Below are 20,491 nucleotides of genomic sequence, written 5' to 3'. Positions count from 1 at the left end.
CTCAATACGCTAGTGTTTAGTTTTTGCTTACGTACTCTTTAAAGCGAGCCTTGGTCTCGGCATCTGCTTTGTTGTACCAGAAGAAAAGCATCTCTTCTGCCGTGTTGTCTGATGCAGCAACAGGTGCTTCTGCAGGAAGTGTCGTAGGTTGTGCTGCAGTCGTTGCCACAGCTGCTGGAGCCGCCGCTACGGCAACCGTGCCTGCTGCAGCGATCGCCGCTACGCCGCCTTTGCGGTTATAGTCTTCTGCTTCGCGGTTGTAGTCACGACCGATCTGCATGCCATCTTTGATGAGTTGGTCTTGAACCACAACAATCTCTTCACCGTTTTCATCGGTAAGTGACCATTCTAAGTTGTCGATATTTTTCTCGGCTTGACGAGCATCGCGATAGGTTGGGACATTGAGAGTGAGCTTAGCATCGGTTGCATCAAACTTAGCGATGATAGCTTTACTAGAGATAACTTTGCGCTCGTCACGGTTGATATCGAAGTAAGGCTCATATTTGAATACAATTTGGTTAACGCCATCTGGCAAGGTTGCCGTCTCTGCAGATGAGAAAAAACCTTTAGAGTCAGTCTGTGGATCCGCAGCGTTAACAGAGAGTAGGTCTACGTTTTCTGGAAGTGCAATAGTTACCTCAGCCATTGCAACCGTGCTGCAACCAACAAGTAACGCAGCAGCAATCAGATTCGATGCTTTCATTATTATTTCCCTAGCAGAATATGTTATTCAGATTAGCCTAGCTTGCCTAGGTTACGGTGTGTTTGCAATCACGTATGTTACTTTCCGTTTAATTTTCATCAAAAACTGACACAAAAATCTGTGTATTGAAGCAGATAGTGATTGCTCTAGTAACGCCATATTAGGTCGACAATTATCGGAACACTATGAATATATGCCATTTTTTGAAGATGGTAGTTGATGGATTCGCGTCTGGTTGCAACTGCGCTCACATTTATTTGCTATTTGGATATTTTGAACCCTCAAACTGAGGCCTATTTGGTATTAGGTGGCAATTTCTATGCGATTTTCGAATAGGTTGTTTTTGCCATAGAAATTGAATCTAGTAGCATCGCCCTCCAAAGCGAGAATCGCTAGTCAAGCACTGTATAGCCCAACGCAGTATCTAGAGGGGCTTGTTGAATGGAATCGTAGTGCGCACACAACTATTAGTTATTGTACTTAAAGAGATTTCATTTGAAGACGTCAAAAACTCCACTGTCTATGGTTATGGCTACGCTATTGTCTGTATCCACGGCTGTTTGTGCAACAGAGCAGGTTGTTTTGGTTGAAGAGCCTTCGGCAGAAAAGCCAAACAATGACCCTCAGATCAAACCTAAAGACGACACAGCTGCACCCAAAGCCGCAAATAGTGACGCGACGCCTTCAGAAAATGAGCAGGATTCCGAAGCGCTCCCTGACCGTAAATTTGCAGCCTTTCCCGTGCCTATTACCGATGATGCTCTGGGTGTTGGCTTAGGTGTGAACGCCATGTATATCCATGACCGAGAGGAAGGGGCAACAAACCCGTCTACCAGTATGTTTTACGGTCAATATACCGATTCAGATAGTGGAATGGCGATCGTTGGTCACGAACACGTATTTGCTTACGACGCTTGGCGAGCGGGCTTCTACGCGGGGCACTTTAGTCTAAACCTCAAGTACACAGGCCGAATTGGAGCGAAACTTCCAAAGGCTGCTCAGTATGCGTCCTATTCAAACTTCGTTTATGGTGAAGTTCGCAAGCGGATCGTTGATGACCTCTACTTTGGTGTCCAAGGGCTTTGGAGTGGTGGTGACGCAAGTCTAAACGAAAAGACTGACCCTGAAATCAAAAAAGCCTTCGAGAATGCGATGAGCGGAAGCAACCACGCGGTCGGTTTCTTGATGACGTATGACTCACGCGACAACATGATGGGAGCCACCCAAGGGCTTAATGTTGATTTAAGCACGCTTCATTACTCAAAAGATAAAAAAACCGGTAAGCCTTTCCACCGTTTAGATTCCGAAGTAAGCCAATACTTTCCGATTGGAGACGATGTCTTCGCTTATCGTGTGATTGGTAAAGAGATGATTGGTGATACGCCTGAGTATGAGTTTGTGACGCCTGACCTACGCGGGGCGGATTGGAACAAGTATCGTGGTAACTCAATGTATCAGGCGGAGGTCGAATACCGTCATAAGTTTTCTACGCTCTGGAGTGGTGTTGCTTTTGCGGGGGCGGCAGTGGTCCAAAATGATGATCGCCAGGTTAATAGTGCTGTTCAAACCGAGGTGATTCCGTCAGCAGGTATTGGTGTTAGGTATTTACTGAATGCCAAAGAACGTTTTACGATTGGTGTAGACGCTGCAGTGTCTAAAATGGGGAATACCAGCTTCTATATTCGATTTGGTGAAGCTTTCTAACTATCGAATGCGAGCAATGGCGAGAAGGGTTAAATTGTCATTATGAATGAATGGGTTGTCGTCATTTGTGGTGCTTATAATTAAGTGCAATTTATGTGCTATTGTTTTACGATAGAACGCAATTAATCAATTAATCAAAGGGTTGAGTATGCTGAATATTGAACAGCTAGTGGCATTCGTCGCTGCAGCAGAGCAAGGTTCATTTTCTGCGGCCGCAAGGCATCTTGGTAAGAGTCAAAGCTCGGTGAGTATCGGAGTGAATAACCTAGAGCTAGACCTAGGTATTACACTTTTCGATAGAAGTACCAAGTACCCTAAACTCACTCCGCAAGGTGAACGAATGTTGTCGCAAGCGAAAGTGCTATTGCGGCAAGCTGAGCGTATCAGAAACTACTCTAAAGCCAGCGTAGATAGTGTGGAAGACACATTAAAAATCGCGCTTGACCCTTTACTGCCATTTTCGCTTATTGATTCAGCGATCGAGAAAATGTCTCAGCGTTTTCCGTTTACTCAGGTAGACGTATCTCGTTTGGGTGCTCATCACCTAACTAATGCACTGATTAAAGATGAAGTAGAGCTTGGTTTTAACCTAGCCGCTGATGCCGTGCCGGATGGCGTCGATTTTATCTCGATAGCGAATATTGAATGGGTATGTATCTGTAGCCCAGATTCCATCTTTGCTGACATGCAACAGGTGAGCAATGAAACGCTTATTGGTGAACGACAAATTGTCTGCCGAAGCATGATGCAAAATAAGGTTCTCAAAGCACAAGGTGCCTTTTCTCAAGATATTTGGCAGGCCGATGACCAAGAAGATGTGATTAAGTTGGTTGAGCAAGGTATTGGCTGGGCCATCGTGCCACGCGATTACATCGTTGAGAAACAAGCGATGGGTACCCTGATCGATTTCAGACCTGAGTTTCAACGTTATGAGATGATGAACTCTGCAGACGTGCTGTGGAAGTCAAATACCCGCTTGGGCCCTGCGGCCAAATACTTATGCGAGATGCTGGGCGTGTTCTAGTATTCCATTTTATTAAAAAAGCCCTCGCATGTTCTCATGCGAGGGCTTTTTTTATGCAATTTTGCAGCTGTAGACTTGGTTTCGTCCTTTTAACTTAGCTTGTTGCAGGCTCTTTATTCCTCGGCTGAGTGTTGCGTCTACCGAGTCTCCTAGTTGTGTCAAACCAATAGATACCGTAACCTCTATAGAACCTTCGTCGACATCCAAAGGCTGTTTTTCGACAAGTTGCCTAAACCAATCCATTTGTTTCTCAGCATCCTCAATATGGCTAGTGTGAAATAGCACACTAATACAACCATTTTGACCTCTAGCAATGCATGTTGCTTTCGGCTTAGGGAAGCTCCTACGCGCAATATCGGCCACATGCACGACGACACTATCTCCAATGTGTTCGCCATACTTTTCATTAATGCCTTTAAGACCATTGATATCAACCACGGCGTAGAACATAACAGTGTTGCTTTCCGATACGGCGATATGGTTTCGCATGCTCCATTCGTTCTCAAGTCCAGTGAGGGCATCGTCCATTGCCACCTTCTTAGTTAACAAGAGATTTGCTAGTGCGACTTCAGAAAAATCTCTTATCGCTCTGATGAGTCCTTCAAACGCATAGAAAGAACTCTTTAGGTAGATAACACCGATTAGTGCGTCTTGATGATAGAGAGGTAAAGTGTAGTGTCGCCCTGTGATATGAAGCGTTTGAGCAAGAGGATCATGCTTGTTGTTGTAGAGAAAGTTGAGACCTCTTGATTCGAATACTCTAGGGAGTCTTTCACAATGAAAAATAGACTTTGAGTTGCCGTGAAAATCTATGGTCTTGAAGTAGTGTGTCTCAGCGTCATACAAGCAGAATTGAACGCCTTTGTGATAGGTAAATCGGTCGAAGATGATCTTCAAGTCATGTTTAAAATGTGCGATGTCTTCTGCACGAGTCAACTCAGATAATGCCTCGTTCAGTTGATAGGTGATGTAGTTTATCGAGAAGACGAGTAACAGTAGTGCAAGGATGACGACGGCGGTCAGTGATATCTGGTAGGACGTAAACAAAATATCTGTCTGACTGGTTCCAGAGACAAACACCCAACCCATGGGATTTTGTGCGCTAAAGACGCTCTTCTTTAAGTTTCCATTGTAAAAGTAATCGTATTGCCCTCGCGTTTCTCCCGCCTCAATTTGGTCTTGTAATCCACCAAAGTAACTAATCGATGCCGTGCCAATGCGAGATGGGTTAGGATGAAAAACCAGTTGTCCCGTTATCTTATCAATGACAAACACATAACCATTGTCCAAGGTTTTGAGGTTTGCGAGATATTGAGTAGTATGTTGTACGTCGATTTCAAACCAAACTTCAATAGGGCTTTGGTCCTGTTCTTGCTTTATCGCAAACACCCAAAATCCATCAGCCTTTTGATAGAGTGTGGAAACGGCGTATCGGTGTGCAAAGCCATCAAAACTGTGCCATTTAATTGAGGCCTGGCTGCTGTCAGTGAGCCCATCATCATTAAAGTTGGAATAGTATTGCGTCTTGGTGTTGTATAGCGCGATGCTTTTATACAAGTAGCTGTTGGCTAATATTTGATTGGTCAGGATATCGAAGCTATTTGAATCAATGCTTTCTTGTAGCAAATCAACCTTGGCAAAGGTTGCTTCAATCTGTGACCAAACAAGGGCAGAGGCAACCTTCACATTGTCTTGAGACTGGGACTTAGCCAGCGCCTGTGAGCGCTCATAGTGCTGATAAGAGAGATAAACCAGTAGGGTGATCAGCGCAAAAGTGAGCGGCTTGAAGGTGCGAAGTAACAGCTTAGGCAACGACATAAAATATAAAACCAATTGAGTACTGCGCCGATACTACTATTAATGAGTTATGTATTTCAAAGTATTAATAAGGTTAGCGATAACCTAGATCAATAGAATTAAAAAAGAGTTCACGATGTGAACTCTTTTTGGTTGATTTAGCGCCACGCTAGTTACGATGCGTTGGCAGAGTAGTGAAGAATAGCCATCGACATCGGAGCCTGAAGGATTTCCCCCTCAGCATGTCCAACTTCCGCATCAGAGATGTGGGTATCACAGATGGTTTTCCATACTTGTGAGCGATCGTTTGGTAGCGTAAAGCGCGCTGGCGCTTTGGTTTGGTTGATTAAGTAAACCATTTCGTCGCCATCGTCACCGATACCAATATGAAGCGCAACACTGCTCAAGCGATTCCAGTCTTCCATGCTCATCAGTTGGCCATCAACGCGACTCCAGAAAATACGGTTGTCGTTACGTTTCTCGCCACTGAATGCACGAATAAACGGCACCATATACTCCTGACGAGCAGCCAGCATCTCAGACAGCCACTGCTTGAAGTGCGTTTTCGCCTCTTCTGGCTCCCAGTTCAACCAGCTCAATTCGTTATCCTGACAGTAGGCATTGTTATTGCCTTGCTGGCTATGAGATAGCACATCGGCGGTCAAGATATGAGGAATACCGAATGAAAACAGCAGGGTTGCCATGAAATTGCGTTTTTGCTTTTCACGAGTTGCCAGCACAACTGGATTATCTGTCGGACCTTCAACCCCATAGTTGTGAGAGCGGTTGTCACCGTGCCCGTCACGGTTGTTTTCACCGTTTGCTTCGTTGTGCTTATGCTTGTAAGACACCAAGTCTTGCATGGTGAAACCGTCGTGGTAGGTAATGTAATTGACGGTCAGTTTATATGGCCAGTTAGCCGCACTGTAGAGATCACGTGAACCCATGATGCGAGTCGCGAACTCTTTTAGGTAGCCTTGATCACCTCGCCAAAAGCTTCTCGTGATATCACGAAGCCTATCGTTACACTCATTCCAACCAAATGGGAAATTACCAACTTGATAACCATTTGGACCGATATCCCAAGGCTCTGCGATTAGCTTGGTCATCTTCAAAACAGGATCTTGCGCCACCGCTCTGAAGAAAGCTGCTTCTCGGTTAAAGTTGTCACCATTTCGACCTAAGGTTGCAGCTAAGTCGAAGCGGAATCCATCAACCTTAAACTCTTGAACCCAATATCTCAGGGTATCCATGACTAAATTCAGAGCTGGTTGATAGTTCAAATCAACGGTATTGCCGCATCCTGTGTAGTTGGCGAAATACTCACCGTGGCGTAGATAGAATTTGGAGTCGAGAGCTTTGAGGTTAAAGACAGGGCCGTTATCGCCACCCTCTGCGGTATGGTTGTAGACCACATCTAAGATGACTTCGATACCAGCTCGGTGAAGCTCTCTAATGGTGGTTTTAAGCTCAGCTACCGCATCCTTGTTCGCATAACGAGGATCAGGGGCCATAAAGACATAAGGGTTGTAGCCCCAATAGTTCACCTTATCCATTTGCAATAGATGAGGCTCATGCATGCAAGCGGCAACAGGTAGTAGCTGTAGCGAGTTAATATTTTGCTCTTTGTAGAACTGAAGCATAGGCTCGCTAACCAAACCAAGGTAAGTACCTTGCTGCTCGACAGGAACGTCAGGGTTGAGCTTCGATACGCCTTTTACATGAGTCTCAAATAACACCATCTCATCACGTGGGATTCGTGGAGAGCGAACGCCTTGCCAATCAAATGCATCGTCAACAACAACACAAGCAGGCAGCTCAAAACTTTTCTCGGTAGTAAAAGGTGGAACATAATGTAAGGCTTTATCCAGAGCTTTAGCATATGGATCTGCGATGTATTGACGTTCTTCGCAAGTTTCTATGACAAAACCATAACGTTGTCCGGCTTGGATACCATTAAGGTGAGTATGCTTGATTCCCGCATAATCTTCACAAAGCGGGAACAACTCTTGTTTGTTGTTGTCATCATAGAGAGCGAGATAAATAGTTTCGCAATCGGGTGCATGAATAGCAAAGTTACAACCGTATTCATCTAATGTGGCACCCAGTGGATAAGGGCTAGATTGATGTTGCGTCATAGAGATTTTTTCTATTTGTTCGTGAATGACATTAATCGTGCTTTCAATAGTTAATAGGTTTGTAAACTTTAGGTCAAGCGAAGATCACAGAATTTTAAATGTAATTTAATTTCACATTTACTACGAAAAAGTTAAAAACAGTGATGTAAAGCATATTGTGCGCGTCAAAACATTACCAATATCCATACTACTCCCCCCCTTATTTGTGATCTGCACTAAAAAAACGCCATGCGGTTATTTTTCTCCTCCTTTCTCATCCCCCTTAACTATCGATAGGGTGGAGGACGCCTCCATCAACCGACTTCGTTAATCTGCAATTGTTCAATCAACTCGGGACCCTAAACCGATATTTCAAGTCTGAGACACTTCGGTACTGCCTTCGAAGCGTTTAAGAAAAAGAAATTGAATATAACAATAAGTTAAACGGAGTTTTCTAAATGAAAAAAGTAAGTGTAATTGCTGCTGCGGTGGTAGGTGTATTGGCGGCTGGTTCTGTATCAGCAGCAGAAGTAGATTATCACGGTTATTTCCGTGCTGGCTTCGGTGCAAACGCTGATGGTGGTTCTCAATACTGTTACGGTAACGGTGGTCCAACTACATTTGGTCACGCAGTAGGTCGTCTAGGTGACGAATGTGATGTTTACGGTGAGCTAGCGCTAAACGTAAACAAAGTATGGGAAGCTCAAGATGGCGGCGCATTCAACCTGCACACCCTTCTAGCTTTTGGTAGCTACGAAAACGGTGGTCTAGATTACCGTGGTAACTCATTCCAAGGTATTGGTACAGATCCATCTGACCCGTGGAACGGTCAACGCGCTTCTTTCCGTGAAGCGTGGGCAGACTACAGCATGGCAAACGGCATGAAGCTATGGGCTGGTAACCGTTACTATGGTCGTAAAGACATCCACATTCTAGATATGTACTACGTGAACAACTCTGGTAACGGTGTTGGTATCGAGAACATTGACCTTGGTTTCGCCAAGTTCCACGCTGCGGCAGTTCAGCACAAATGGAAAGCACCTGTAATCGATGCAGATGGTACACCAGTAGAAAATACACAAGTTTACTCTACAGCTAACACTTTCGACCTACGTTTGACTGGTATTGAAACAAACGAAGGTGGTAGCATGGAGTTCATCCTTCTTGGTGCACAACCTTCACACACAGATGCGCAAGAAGCGAACGAGAATAACCCAGACGGCAACTTTGGTGATTACGGTCTAGACAAGTTTGGTGTGTCGTTCACAGCTGAGCATACTCAAGGTCACAGCCTTGGTTTCAACAAAGCAGCTATCCAAATCTCTACTGAAGGTTACGCTTGGGCTGGTTTCGTAGGCAACCACCTAGGTGATTCTTACAACATGGAAACTGGTCAAGAAGGCCGTAAGTCATACCGCTTCATTGACTGGGGTGTGGTAGAAGGTGAGAAGTGGAACCTAGGCTACTCATTCGTATACGCTCAGCTTGATAAAGGTACTGATGGCGAAGATGCTAAAGCAATGAGCATCGTTGCACGTCCTGGCTATAAATGGTCTGAGACTATGAGTACTATTCTTGAGGTAGGTTACTTCCAACAAGACTTCGGTTCGGACTGGGGTGCTGAGAAGCAAGACCTAAACAAGATCACTATTGCTCAACAATGGCAAGCTGGTGACAGCTTCTGGGCACGTCCTGCAATCCGTATCTTTGCAAGTAAGTACCAGGGTGACCTAGCAGTTGAGAAAAATGACCTAATGTTTGGTGCTCAAGTTGAAGCATGGTGGTAATCTAACCTCCTAATACTTTTACATACCACGTAAAATCGTAGCCAGTGTAAAAGCTGGCTATTTTTTTTCTTATAAGGTGACACTATGAAACGGATGTTAATTTCTTCTCTTGGATTGATGGCGCTATTGGGATGCTCAAGCGCTACAGATGTATCTAACCAAGTGAGCTCTGTCGAATTGGCGGCAATTTCTGCTACGAGCTCAGTACAGTGGAATAATGTATCTGTTCCATCAGCCTTTACTTTTGAATTCAATGACCTTTCTCAGCAACTTAATAATGCTGAAATAGATAGCCGTGTCGCTGGATTCTCTTTCAAACCTGAAGCGCAAACGATCAATATCGCTATTACTGCGCCGATGAAAAACAAAAACGTATTCGCACCAAGCTTGGCGCTGTACGATCAAGATTTTAAGTTATTAAAGGTATATAGCTCTTCTGCCTTTAAGTACGACAGAAATGATTTTATTAAAGGGGAAGCCCTGTTTGGTGAAGTGTCGGTAACACTACCGCTTTCAACGACTCGCGTAAATGCCGTTATTTTCACAACCGATGAAGATATTGCAAAGACGACAACAGTAATTCACCCAGCTAAAGCTATGGCAATAGCTAAACGTAATGAACCACCTATGATAGCAGACCCTGTGGTAAGCCATAGCGATAGTGGTTTTGTTAATGTGAAGCTGTCTGTTCCTAGTAGCTTCTCGTTGTTGCCAAGTTCAAACAAAGCGCCAGCGGCGCCAGCAGAAGCTATTGATCCTCAACTGAATGGAACAGTAGCTGCTGCTTCTGCAACCGCTGTTGCAGCATCAACATCAAAGAGCGACGTTACCGCTCAACCAGAAACCCAGAATTACTACATCAGTTCTATTGAAGCTGCGGTGAAAGCAGACGATATTCCAAAGGCTCTAGCTTTACTAGAAGAGGCGAAAGCATTGAATGTAGAGGGTGCTCAAGATGCATTTGTTAAGGCTATAAATACCAAATAAGATGTTCGCAAGGTGATTTCTATAAGCCTCAGGGATATTGTAAGGTAATTTATCCGTCAATGTTTCTGGGGCTTTGATTTATCTAGTCAAAGCGAACTCTTTTCGATTCACATCCACTTAACCTCAAAAAGTGATGTCGCTCAAAAAGGTTATTTTAAGTTATTTGAATTTCCATAGAATAATCGTGTGATGTTAATCATGTTTTTATGTGCATTTCACAATATTTCTTTGTCGAACTTCAAATTTAATCCTGAATCTGTAGAAAAAGTTCTATCTCGTCAGAAATGAACCATCTCTTTACTTAAAAGAATCGCTCTTCAACTTCCCGATAGCCTAATAACTCCCCCTGTAATAACAAAACTCTCATCATTATTCTCCTCCTCCGATTGTTTTCCTTGCGAGTCAAACATTCCACTGCCTTTTGGATGTCGCTTGAGAAAAATAACAATAATAAACGGAGTTAATAATGAACAAACTATGTCTAGTTGCAGCGGCAGTATCGACTGCACTAGTTGCAGCCCCTTCTTTTGCTGTTGATTACTTTGGCTACTTTCGAGCGGGTACTGCGCTTAGCTCGAACGGCACGGGTGATGCGAACTACGAGAAACAAAAAGTGGGTCGTTTAGGTAATGAAAACGACAACTACTCGGAGTTTGGTTTTGGTAAAGACCTGAAAAAAGGCGACCAAACTTGGCGCGTAGAATCCATGATTGCGTCTGGTAACAGTGGTACTAACGGTTGGCAAGATGGCGACTTCAACGTTGCTCAGTACAACGTTCAAGCAACGGGCCTATTTAGCTCTGATAAAGAAGCGACCGTTTGGGCGGGTAAGCGTTACTACCAACGTCGTGATGTCCATATCACGGACTTCTACTTCTTGAACACGTCGGGTACTGGCGGCGGTATTGAGAACATTTCAGTCGGCAACCAAAAGCTGTCTGTGGCGTTAATCGAAGATAGCAGCACTAAGCAAAAGACGCTTGATGGTAAGCAGTGGGTGCAAAAACCTGGCACCAACCCTGGTGAAGCTGGCAGCTGGGTAGAGCAAGACAAATACAAAGAAGATGAAGTTAAAGGCTACATCGCTGATGTGCGTCTAGCGAATATCGGTCTGTGGGAGGACGCAACGCTTGAAGTGGCAGGTGCGTACAACTTCTCTACAGGCACAGCTTCAGGCAACAAAGACGTTCAAGCGGATGATGGCGCTTTGGTGACTGCGATCCTTCACCAAAACATGAGCAGCGGTTTCAACCAAACGGTAGTTCAGTACGGTAATAGCTCATACGGTGCACAAATGGCGGATCTGGGCAATGGCGGTAACTTTGATCGTCGTGACGACGCGAATAACGACGCTCAAGGTGTTCGTCTATTGAACTGGGGTGTGATCAGCTTGGGTGATAAGTGGGAAATGGGGCACCAATTCCTTGCAGCTCGCTCTACCGATGCAGCTATCTCGGCAACCAACCGTGCTAAAACCGATCACGATCTGATCTCTGCAGTTATTCGTCCAATGTACCAGTGGACAGACACCGTACGTACCGTGTTTGAAGCGGGTTCGTACGTTGAAAACTACAGCAACTACGGTAACAAAAAGGGCAGCAAACTCACGGTGGCTCAGGCATTTTCTATGGGAGAAGGCTTCTTTGCTCGTCCAGAAATCCGCGTTTACGGCACTTACCTTAACGATCGTTCAGACAGCGCCCAGTTAGCGGATAAATCAAAGAAAAATGAGTTCCTCGTTGGCGTTCAAGTGGAAGCTTGGTTCTAACACTTAACGAGAGCTAAGACGATAGGGCGGAGGATACTTCGCCCTTTTTAGGAGACAATAATGAAACTATCAACCACCCTTATTAGTAGCTGTTTGCTTTTAGCGGGCTGTCAGAGTGCAGACGTTGTGGAGCAGACGTCACTACTAACTCAGGCTAAGGTAAACAGTGTCTCACAGCTGAATGTACGGCCTTTGAAGGCACCAAGTGAGCAGACCTTTTCCATCGCTGAAGACAGTCAACGATACATGATTGATGGCGTAGAGAGTCCGGTTGTGGTTGCTTCTCTGCCACTATCCTCAGGCGCGTTAGACATTACAGTGACAAGCTTGATAGCTTCGTCGGCTTTTGCTCCTTACATCGCCATTATTCGTGAGGATGGCAGCATCATCGAGCAATATGAGCTGGAAGAGTTCAACTATTTACCCGCTCGCTTCCATCTTGGAAACCGTCTAGAACTCACGTTTACGTTTATGCCGCCAAGTAACAGCTCAGATCTCATGCTTGTGGTTTACACTAAGCCTAAAGCGTTGAAGGAATCAGTGAGCGTTACCCACCCAGCAAAGCTCGATGCTGAAGCTCGCGGGAACTACTTGCCCGAGGTCAAAGACATCGAAGTGCCGTTCGTAAAAACGGGGAGAGTCGTTATCGCAATAGCAAGCAGTGAACAACAGCAATCAAACGTATCGCGAACCCCATCGGTCGCAGTAACAAAAGAGTCGAGCGCTTTCTATCACGATGCGATTACAAAAGCTGTTCGAAATAATGATCTAAAAAAAGCGGTGAGCTTACTTGAGGAGGCGGAATCGCTCGGTGTGGAAGGGGCAAGAGAAACCTTCAATAACGCGGTGAATTCGACTGCATCGCGTTAATTTAGAAGAATTATTGAGCTAATGTTGTAAAAGCGTGGGTTAGATCGAAAATCGCGCTTAATTGTTCGGACTATCAGCCGTTACTATAGAGAGTAACCGTTACTAAAAAGCCCGTTCATACTATGTCGACATTAGCCATTGCCATCGGCGCCACCAGTTTGTCACTTGTTCTGGTGTTCGTCTGGATGTTCTCACTCTCTCTGCGCAAAAAGCGTATGGAGGAGGAGCGCATCGCTAGAGAAGCTGCCTATCGAAGAGCAATGGAAAAAGCTCGCCAGCAGGAAAGACAAGATCGAATCTTTAAAGCAGAGACTGGTCATGTTCCTACCATTTTATATCTCGCCAAAGAAGCAGAACGAAACAAACCCAACGAAGCGCTTTATTGGTATCACAAAGGCGCGTTGCTCGACAACATTACCGCCATGTACGGCATTGTTCGCTTAAGTGATAAAAAGCGCGAAGACTTGGTGTTGCGTGAGCAGGCCAATTACTGGCGCTTGTGCATTGCAGGGGCTGAGGGCGATATCCATGCCAAATTTGAAGCCGCGAAAGCGCTTATCTATGGCAAGGGTGTCGAACGAAATATTCCACAAGGTGTTGCTAAGGTTCAAGAAGTCGCAGAAGAGGGCAATCTCGAAGGGATCTTGTTCATGGGAGATTGGAACATCTCACCAGACAACCCAACGCCGTCACCAAAACAATCGACAGAATGGTTTGAGATCGCCGCCGACAAGCAAAGTGAAGAAGGGATGACCAAGCTTGGTCTTAACTACTTGAACGGCGTTGGCGTCGAGCAAGACATTCAACGTGCCTGTTACTGGTTAGAGCGAGCCGCGGAGAAAGGCAATGTTGAGGCCATGTACTTTGCCGGTGAAGCCTGGCGTGAAGTGAAGCCCAATGGCGCGGCTATCGCCTATATTTGGTTGTTCATGTCAGCGTACATGGGCTATGAACCTGCTAAATCGGCTCGCGATACTGTGGGAAGTACGTTAGGTGTGGATTCAGTTGTTGGTCTGCAATCACTAGCCAAGCCAGTACTGAAGAAGCTCCAATTTGGACCCGTTGTAAAACACTCGCTTATCCGTGCCCTCAACAAGCTCTATAAACGTGAACTGCCTCTGTTTGGTTTAACTGTAGACAAAGCGGAAAGCAAAGAAGAAGTAGAGAAACCAATCCCATCTAATGAAGTGTCAGAGCAGGAGCTGCCTCAATCGGATATAGATGACAACTCCGCTCAGTATTCGTATTCCAGCTACGGAACCAACTACACCGCATAAAGTTTCAAATATGACGTGCTGTTTCATACAGGGCAGTTATCTAATGCGTATAAATCATTTTTGATTATATATTTCATTATTGTTACTAGATGATTTCATGTCTGTACTCGTTGATGAAATTGAACTCAATATTGATGTGAGTCCCGTCACTCAATGTAGGGGTTTGACATTTCCATGACAAAAACAATGTTCAAAAAAATATTCTGAGCTCAGTTTTGGTGTGACGCATGAGGATGCTTGGCAGTGGCCTCATCGTTTGCACATTAAATCCGGTGCCGAATTTGGCATTCCTGTTCTATACGGAGCTTTTTATGAAATCTTTTAAAATGACATTGGCGGCTGCTCTTGTTGCTGCAGTAGCACTTCCAGCAAGCGCAAACTACGTTGACGTTCGTGGTGCATACAACACAGAAGCAAAAACTTACGAGAGCCGTGTTCGCGCGGGTATGGGTTTTGCCGAAGATTGGGAAATCCACCTAGAAGGTACTCAAGGTCACGGCGACAAAGCGTTTAGCCAAAACCAGCACACAGTAGCTGCGTTCGAGACTGAGCTTAACTACAACTACGCGATCAACGATAACGTAACGCTAACTCCAGGTTTCGTATACTGGAATGGTACTAACCACTCTGAGTACCGTCCATACCTAAAAGCAACGTACGCGACTGGCAACTTCTATACAGCTGCTCGTTACCGTTACCAAGCTGCAACTAACGCAGCAGACGGTTCTAACGTGAACAACACTAACCAAGTTGACGCTTGGGTTGGTTACAACGTTTCAGACTTCAACCTAGAATATAACCCAGCTTACATCGCGCAAAACGATGGCGGCGCATACACGAGCAGTAAAGGTACAGACCGCGCTGATTCTAAGTGGGAACACACGTTCCAAGTTAAATACACTGGCTTTGACACTTGGGCTCCGTACCTAGATTACCAAATCCTAGATCGCACTTACCGCAACGGTCAAAGCGATGAAAACAAGGTAGAAAACCGTGTTCGTTTGGGTGTAACGTTCAACTTCTAATCTGCTTAGCGTAGATAAAAGCTAACCAGATCCTAAGAAAATGCCGCTCTTTAAGAGCGGCATTTTTTCTTTTGGGAGAACTGAAGTGTCTTTAAACAGGAAGAGCCATTGGTTTTAGATTATCGCTAACTAATAGCTTGGCTTCCGTCGCTGCTTGCACGTCCTCGACAGTAAACTCTGGCGCAAGCTCAGTCAGCAACATACCTTTCGATGTAATCTCGATAACGCCCATCTCAGTAACAATAAGGTCAACTTGATTCACCGCAGTCAGCGGCAGTGAGCATTGACGTAAAAGCTTAGGTTTGCCTTTCACTGTGTGCTCCATTGCCACAATGACCTTTTTGGCTCCAACCACGAGATCCATCGCACCACCCATGCCAGGGACCATCTTCCCCGGGATGATCCAGTTGGCGAGATTGCCTTGTTCATCAACTTGCAGAGCGCCAAGCACGGTTGAATCCACATGTCCGCCACGAATGATGGCAAAAGATGCCGCACTATCGAAATAGCAACTACCTTCGATTGCGGTGATTGGCTGTGCACCGGCATTAACGAGATCGGGATCTGCATTTTCCTCGGTCGCCAAGTTGTCGATGCCGAGCAGGCCGTTCTCTGCCTGCATTAAGATCTCGACCTCTTTGTCTACCTCATTGGCCACGAGTGTTGGAAGGCCAATGCCAAGGTTGACGATATCGCCGTCACGCATTTCTTGAGCCACACGCCACGCGATACGGCGACGGATGGTGTGTTTATCCAATTGAGTCGTCATTACGCATCCTCCGTCAAAATGTAATCTACGTATAGGCTAGGTGTGTGTACTGATTCAGGCTCAATATCACCCAGATTAACAATCGTTTCCGCTTCTACGATCACGGTGTCAGCAGCGGTTGCCATCAAAGGGTTAAAGTTCTGCGTTGTCTTGCGATAAAACACGTTACCACGGGTGTCGACGATTGAGCCGCGAATCAAGGCGACGTCTGCTTTAAGCGGCGTTTCAAGTAGGTAATCTTTTCCATCAACCTTGATGACCTGTTTACCTTCCGCTACTAACGTACCTAAACCTGTTGGCGTTAATACGCCTCCCAATCCAGCGCCGCCGCTTCGAATACGCTCCGCCAAGGTCCCTTGGGGGACGAGTTCTACATCAAGCGTGCCTTCGTTCATTTGTTTGCCCGTTTCTGGGTTTAAACCAATATGAGACGCATAGAGTTTACTGACGCGTTTTTGCGCAATGAGCTTACTGGTGCCATAGCCAGGTGTCGCGGTATCCGTCGATATAAGAGTGATGTCTTTTATGTCCCACTCATTGATTAAATCAATTAAGGACTCTGGAGCACCCGTCGCCATAAATCCACCGATCATGATGGTCATTCCGTCATGGAAAAGAGGACGAAGCTGCTCGGCATTTGCAGACTTTTTCATCGTATTCTCCTTAGTTGTAACGTTTCAAGATGACAGCCGTACCCATACCACCACCAATACAAAGCGATGCTAAGCCAAGGTTTTGCTGGGTTCGATGAAGTTGATACACCAAGGTCGTGAGGATGCGGTTGCCTGAGGCGCCAATAGGATGACCGAGTGCAATCGCCCCTCCCGAGAGATTACTGCGCTCCAGTAGCCACGGTGCATCAATATCATGTTGCTCCGCAAGAGAGTGGACAACACCAAGCGCTTGGGCGGCAAACGCCTCGTTGAGCTCGAACACCTCAATATCATCAATCGACAAATGCGCTTTGTTTAGGGTATTCGCGATGGCGGGTACTGGACCTAGTCCCATTACTTCAGGAGCGAGCGCGCCTTGCCCATATTCAATCACCTCAGCAAGTGGCTTGAGGTTTAACCTCGCTACCGCGCTCTCTGATGCAAGAAGGATGGCAGAGGCTCCGTCATTGATGCCAGAGGCATTGCCTGCGGTGACACTGCCCTCTGCATCGAATGCTGGGCGGAGTTTTTGCAATGACTCATAAGTACAATCGGCTTTTGGATATTCATCGAATTTGACTTCAATTTGGCGACGTCGACTGACGATGGAAACCGGCGCAATCTCTTCATTGAAATCGCCTTTATTAATGGCGTTCACCGCTTTTTTCTGGCTATTGAGTGCAAATGCATCCTGCTCTTCACGAGATAAGCTGAACTTTCTGGCGATATTTTCAGCTGTGATCCCCATGTGGTACTGATGAAACGCATCCGTTAGACCATCTTTAATGATGCTGTCTTCAAGGGGAAGGTGACCCATTCGTTGACCACGGCGAATCTGTCCTGAAGTAATGAACGCGGCGTTAGACATGCTCTCCATACCACAGGCGACTACCACCTCAGCATCTCCCGCTCGAATGTGGCTTGCGGCATCCATTACGGTTTTCATGCCGCTACCGCAGATCATATTGAGCGTATAGGCAGGCACTGAATCGGGTATACCGGCCTTTAATGCGGCTTGTCTTCCTGGTCCCATGCCGGCGCCAGCGGTGAGCACATTACCCGCGATCACTTCATCAACCATATCTGGCGAGATGTCTGCCTGCTCTAGCGTCGCTTTGATAGCATGCGCGCCAAGCTCCGATGCCGATAGGGCGCTCAATGCACCATTAAAACTGCCAATAGGCGTGCGTTTTGCCGCCACGATAAATACACGTTCCATGCCTGTCTCCTAAATTTCCAAGCTTGATAACAGTCTAAATCGTCGATGTGTTGGAGCGTTACAGGCAGGAATTCAAAGTCGCTTTGCAGATTTGCAAAACCCAAGTTAGTGACGGATCACGTCTTTTTATTGGGCTAACTCTTATCTTGGAATCATCAATGCTGAGTTAAAACTAGTTGGAGATAAGGTATGAAGAATCGAATCGCGTGTGCCCCTTGCTGCTGGGGGATTGAAGAGTCCCACAGCCCGGAAAACCCGAGTTGGGGCAAGGTCCTCATGGAAGCCAGTGACAGTGGCTATCAAGGCATTGAGCTTGGTCCGACCGAGTACTTTCCCGAGGATGAATCACTACTAAGCAGTGCTTGCAGAACCCGAGGACTCACCATTTGTGCGGGAAAGCTTCAACTGCCATTTAGTGACGTAAATGCTTTAGAACAGATTCTCGACGAGACTGAAAAAACTTGCGTTCGTCTGAGTAAACTTGGTGCCAAAACGTTGCTGCTAATGGAAGGGAATCATCCTGAGCGCAACACTTCAGTAGGTCAAAGTGCAACGGCGCCTAGGTTGAATAAGGTTCAGAAAGACGCGATGGTCGATGTGCTAAATAAAGTCATCGCGGTTGCTGATAAGTACAGCTTAAGATGCTTATTGCATCCAGGTGTTGGCGGTTACATCAGCTTTCAAGATGAAATTGATTATGTCCTTTACGCCATCCCTAATAGTAAGCTAGGTTTGTGCATCGATATTGGGCACACCTTTTTGGATGGCATGGATCCCAGCCAAGTGATTAGGCAATATGCAAGTCGCGTAGAACACGTTCACCTTAAGGATGTGTCCGTCGATAAATTGAGGCTGGCGATACGCGACAAAAAACCTTGGGTGGACGCTTATGCAACTGGCTTGGTCACCCCTTTAGGTGAAGGCGACATTAAGCTGAAACATGTACTTTCGTCGTTAAAAGAGGTCGATTATCAAGGCTGGCTAGTGGTTGAGCATGAGCATGATAAGAGTGAGCTTACTCGTGTTGTAGACGATCTTAAACGCAGCCGACACTACTTAAACGCCGTTGGGGTATAGCAGTGAGCGTGGTCACCGATCCACTTTTCTATGTCATGGCTGTTCCTGCCGTCCTTATCTATGGAATTGGCAAGGGCGGTCTTGGCGGGGCTTTAGGCATTATCGCCGTGCCGCTTATGGCGCTCGTCGTCGCACCAACACAAGCAGCGGCGATATTGCTGCCCATTCTAATCGTGATGGATATCTTTGCGGTTAGTCACCATTATAAAAACGCCGATTACAGAGTGATCAAAAGCATGCTGCCAGGCGCTTTGCTCGGCGTGTTACTAGCGGGGCTGTTTCTAGGAGTGACTTCAGAAGCGGGTCTAAAGCTTACTATTGGTTTGCTGTCACTAGCATTCTGCTTTCAGTACTGGCTGGGTGGCGAGCGTGAGCGATCAAAGCCAAGTACTTTTTCGGCGTGGCTCTGGAGCAGTTTAAGTGGATTTTCGAGCACCGCTATTCATGCTGGTGGAGGACCTGCAAGCATCTACTTGCTGCCGTTGAAGCTTGAGAAGGTCACTCTGATTGCAACCATGGCGGTGTTGTTTGGTCTTATTAATCTTGCAAAAGTGATCCCATATATAGCACTAGGTGAGTTTGATTCGACCAACCTGTTAACGGCGCTTATTCTTATCCCTTTGGCACCGCTTGGCGTCAAACTCGGGGTAATGTTGCTGCATCGTGTCAGTCAGACGAGGATCTATCAGCTTTGTTATCTGTTCCTATTTTTATCGGGTAGCAAGCTCTGTTTTGATGCGGCTGTTGCTGTCATTTAATTCCCTGCATCTGGGTCATCACTTAACAAGTACGTTTTGAACTTTGTCGCAGTTGGTGAAGCCGACTGCGGCGAGTGATAGTACAGGTTGAGGCTCCACACGCTAGTCTCATAATCAAGCAAAAGTGGCTTTAACTTGCCATTATCAATCGCCTCATTGACTACAAAGTCTGGCAAATAGGCGATACCCATTCCGTTCATTACCCCTTTTAGAAGTAAATCACTGTCGTTGACCTCAATGGTTTTTGGCACCTTTAAAAGAATATTTTCAGACTGACGTCTAAAGATCCAATCGTTGCTGCCTGTTAACGTTGTTGCTACTAAGCAAGGATGTTTAAGGAGATCTTGTGGATGCTCAGGTTCATTGTGATCACTCAGGTAGTCGGGGGAGGCCACAACGACGAATGGGCATTGCATTAGCTCTCTTTTCACTAGCAATAAATCTTTTTCACGATAGCCCTGATAGCTCGCATTGGCGCTAATCATCAGGTCACTGGTACTCGCATGGTCCAGTGCCCAAGGGGTGACATTGATATTAAAAGTGACCTCTGGGTGATCGTTGGCGTAGTGACGCAGTTTATCCATCAGAAAGTGATTGGCATAAACGGGTGTACAGGCGATATCAATATGACCTTTCTCATGGGATTGATAATCTTCAAGCTTACGCGTAATGCGCTCGGCACTATCGACAAGTGGGGAGAATTCTTCAAACAAGGTTTGCCCGGCGTGTGTTGCCTCTAAAAGACGATTTGAGCGATAGCAAAGCGCTGTCCCGAAGTGACTTTCTAGTTCTTGCAACCAACGACTTCCTGCGGAGACCGAGATATTACAGCGCCGCGCAGCCGACGATATCGAACCAGAGCGAATGACGTAGATAAAGAAAGCCATTTTATCGAGCATAAGTTGTCTCCCTGTTTGTCGGTTTTGCGTTTAAAAAATACTAAGACTCAAATCGTG

At 46.0% G+C, this 20,491-nt stretch carries 17 protein-coding genes; 10 read left to right on the top strand and 7 right to left on the bottom strand.

Annotated features, from left to right (window positions below; all coding sequences use genetic code 11):
* Positions 1-16: 16 nt before the first annotated feature.
* Complete coding sequence (locus AC6I8Y_RS21905) at positions 17-703, bottom strand: DUF2057 family protein (protein WP_498021676.1); 687 nt, start codon at positions 701-703, stop codon at positions 17-19.
* A gap of 495 nt (positions 704-1,198) precedes the next feature.
* Between AC6I8Y_RS21905 and AC6I8Y_RS21900 the strand changes: the two genes are divergently transcribed.
* Together AC6I8Y_RS21900 and AC6I8Y_RS21895 are read left to right on the top strand one after the other, a co-directional pair.
* Complete coding sequence (locus tag AC6I8Y_RS21900) at positions 1,199-2,407, top strand: hypothetical protein (protein WP_498021675.1); 1,209 nt, start codon at positions 1,199-1,201, stop codon at positions 2,405-2,407.
* Positions 2,408-2,555: 148 nt separating this feature from the next.
* Positions 2,556-3,431 (top strand): LysR family transcriptional regulator, encoded by an 876-nt coding sequence (locus AC6I8Y_RS21895; RefSeq protein ID WP_128648908.1) that lies wholly within the window; start codon positions 2,556-2,558, stop codon positions 3,429-3,431.
* A 51-nt stretch (positions 3,432-3,482) separates the two neighbouring features.
* Here AC6I8Y_RS21895 and AC6I8Y_RS21890 read toward each other — a convergent pair whose 3' ends face one another.
* The gene (locus AC6I8Y_RS21890; protein WP_498021673.1) at positions 3,483-5,249 is read right to left on the bottom strand and encodes a sensor domain-containing diguanylate cyclase; all 1,767 of its coding nucleotides are present in this window, start codon (positions 5,247-5,249) and stop codon (positions 3,483-3,485) included.
* A gap of 152 nt (positions 5,250-5,401) precedes the next feature.
* On the bottom strand, positions 5,402-7,366 hold the full coding sequence (glgX, locus tag AC6I8Y_RS21885) for a glycogen debranching protein GlgX (RefSeq protein ID WP_498021672.1): 1,965 nt from the start codon (positions 7,364-7,366) through the stop codon (positions 5,402-5,404).
* A 437-nt stretch (positions 7,367-7,803) separates the two neighbouring features.
* Between glgX and AC6I8Y_RS21880 the strand changes: the two genes are divergently transcribed.
* From AC6I8Y_RS21880 to AC6I8Y_RS21855, 6 genes are all read left to right on the top strand, one after another.
* Positions 7,804-9,132, top strand: a complete 1,329-nt coding sequence (locus AC6I8Y_RS21880; protein ID WP_498021671.1) for a maltoporin — start codon at positions 7,804-7,806, stop codon at positions 9,130-9,132.
* A gap of 84 nt (positions 9,133-9,216) precedes the next feature.
* Positions 9,217-10,119 (top strand): MalM family protein, encoded by a 903-nt coding sequence (locus tag AC6I8Y_RS21875; protein WP_498021669.1) that lies wholly within the window; start codon positions 9,217-9,219, stop codon positions 10,117-10,119.
* Between the two features lie 466 nt (positions 10,120-10,585).
* On the top strand, positions 10,586-11,887 hold the full coding sequence (gene lamB / locus AC6I8Y_RS21870; protein ID WP_498021667.1) for a maltoporin LamB: 1,302 nt from the start codon (positions 10,586-10,588) through the stop codon (positions 11,885-11,887).
* A 60-nt stretch (positions 11,888-11,947) separates the two neighbouring features.
* Positions 11,948-12,757 carry a MalM family protein gene (locus AC6I8Y_RS21865; protein WP_498021666.1) on the top strand — a complete coding sequence of 270 codons (810 nt, stop codon included), beginning with the start codon at positions 11,948-11,950 and terminating at the stop codon, positions 12,755-12,757.
* A gap of 122 nt (positions 12,758-12,879) precedes the next feature.
* Positions 12,880-14,034: a tetratricopeptide repeat protein gene (locus AC6I8Y_RS21860; protein ID WP_498021664.1), complete on the top strand. Its 1,155-nt coding sequence runs from the start codon at positions 12,880-12,882 to the stop codon at positions 14,032-14,034.
* 311 nt (positions 14,035-14,345) lie between these two features.
* On the top strand, positions 14,346-15,059 hold the full coding sequence (locus AC6I8Y_RS21855; protein ID WP_498021662.1) for an oligogalacturonate-specific porin KdgM family protein: 714 nt from the start codon (positions 14,346-14,348) through the stop codon (positions 15,057-15,059).
* Positions 15,060-15,150: 91 nt separating this feature from the next.
* Here the strand turns inward: AC6I8Y_RS21855 and AC6I8Y_RS21850 are convergent, their stop codons facing one another.
* The 3 genes from AC6I8Y_RS21850 to AC6I8Y_RS21840 are packed head-to-tail and all read right to left on the bottom strand — an operon-like array spanning position 15,151 to position 17,700.
* Complete coding sequence (locus AC6I8Y_RS21850) at positions 15,151-15,828, bottom strand: 3-oxoacid CoA-transferase subunit B (protein ID WP_252015686.1); 678 nt, start codon at positions 15,826-15,828, stop codon at positions 15,151-15,153.
* Positions 15,828-16,481 (bottom strand): CoA transferase subunit A, encoded by a 654-nt coding sequence (locus tag AC6I8Y_RS21845; RefSeq protein ID WP_252015685.1) that lies wholly within the window; start codon positions 16,479-16,481, stop codon positions 15,828-15,830. The genes AC6I8Y_RS21850 and AC6I8Y_RS21845 overlap by 1 nt, the downstream gene beginning before the upstream one ends.
* A 10-nt stretch (positions 16,482-16,491) precedes the next feature.
* A complete protein-coding gene (locus AC6I8Y_RS21840; RefSeq protein WP_498021660.1) occupies positions 16,492-17,700 on the bottom strand; it encodes an acetyl-CoA C-acetyltransferase in 1,209 nt (402 codons plus the stop codon).
* Positions 17,701-17,889: 189 nt separating this feature from the next.
* On the opposite strand from AC6I8Y_RS21840, the gene AC6I8Y_RS21835 reads away from it, so the two are divergent.
* Both AC6I8Y_RS21835 and AC6I8Y_RS21830 read left to right on the top strand, forming a co-directional pair.
* Positions 17,890-18,777, top strand: a complete 888-nt coding sequence (locus AC6I8Y_RS21835; RefSeq protein ID WP_498021658.1) for a sugar phosphate isomerase/epimerase family protein — start codon at positions 17,890-17,892, stop codon at positions 18,775-18,777.
* 2 nt (positions 18,778-18,779) lie between these two features.
* Positions 18,780-19,535, top strand: a complete 756-nt coding sequence (locus AC6I8Y_RS21830) for a sulfite exporter TauE/SafE family protein (protein WP_498021656.1) — start codon at positions 18,780-18,782, stop codon at positions 19,533-19,535.
* On the opposite strand, the gene AC6I8Y_RS21825 is transcribed toward AC6I8Y_RS21830, so the two are convergent.
* Entirely contained in the window at positions 19,532-20,434 is a 903-nt protein-coding gene (locus AC6I8Y_RS21825; RefSeq protein WP_234496198.1) for a LysR family transcriptional regulator, read from the bottom strand. The genes AC6I8Y_RS21830 and AC6I8Y_RS21825 overlap by 4 nt on opposite strands.
* Positions 20,435-20,491: the final 57 nt, after the last annotated feature.

The organism is Vibrio sp. KUL78, from assembly GCF_059725505.1.
This window is presented reverse-complemented; position numbering and strand designations above follow the sequence as displayed.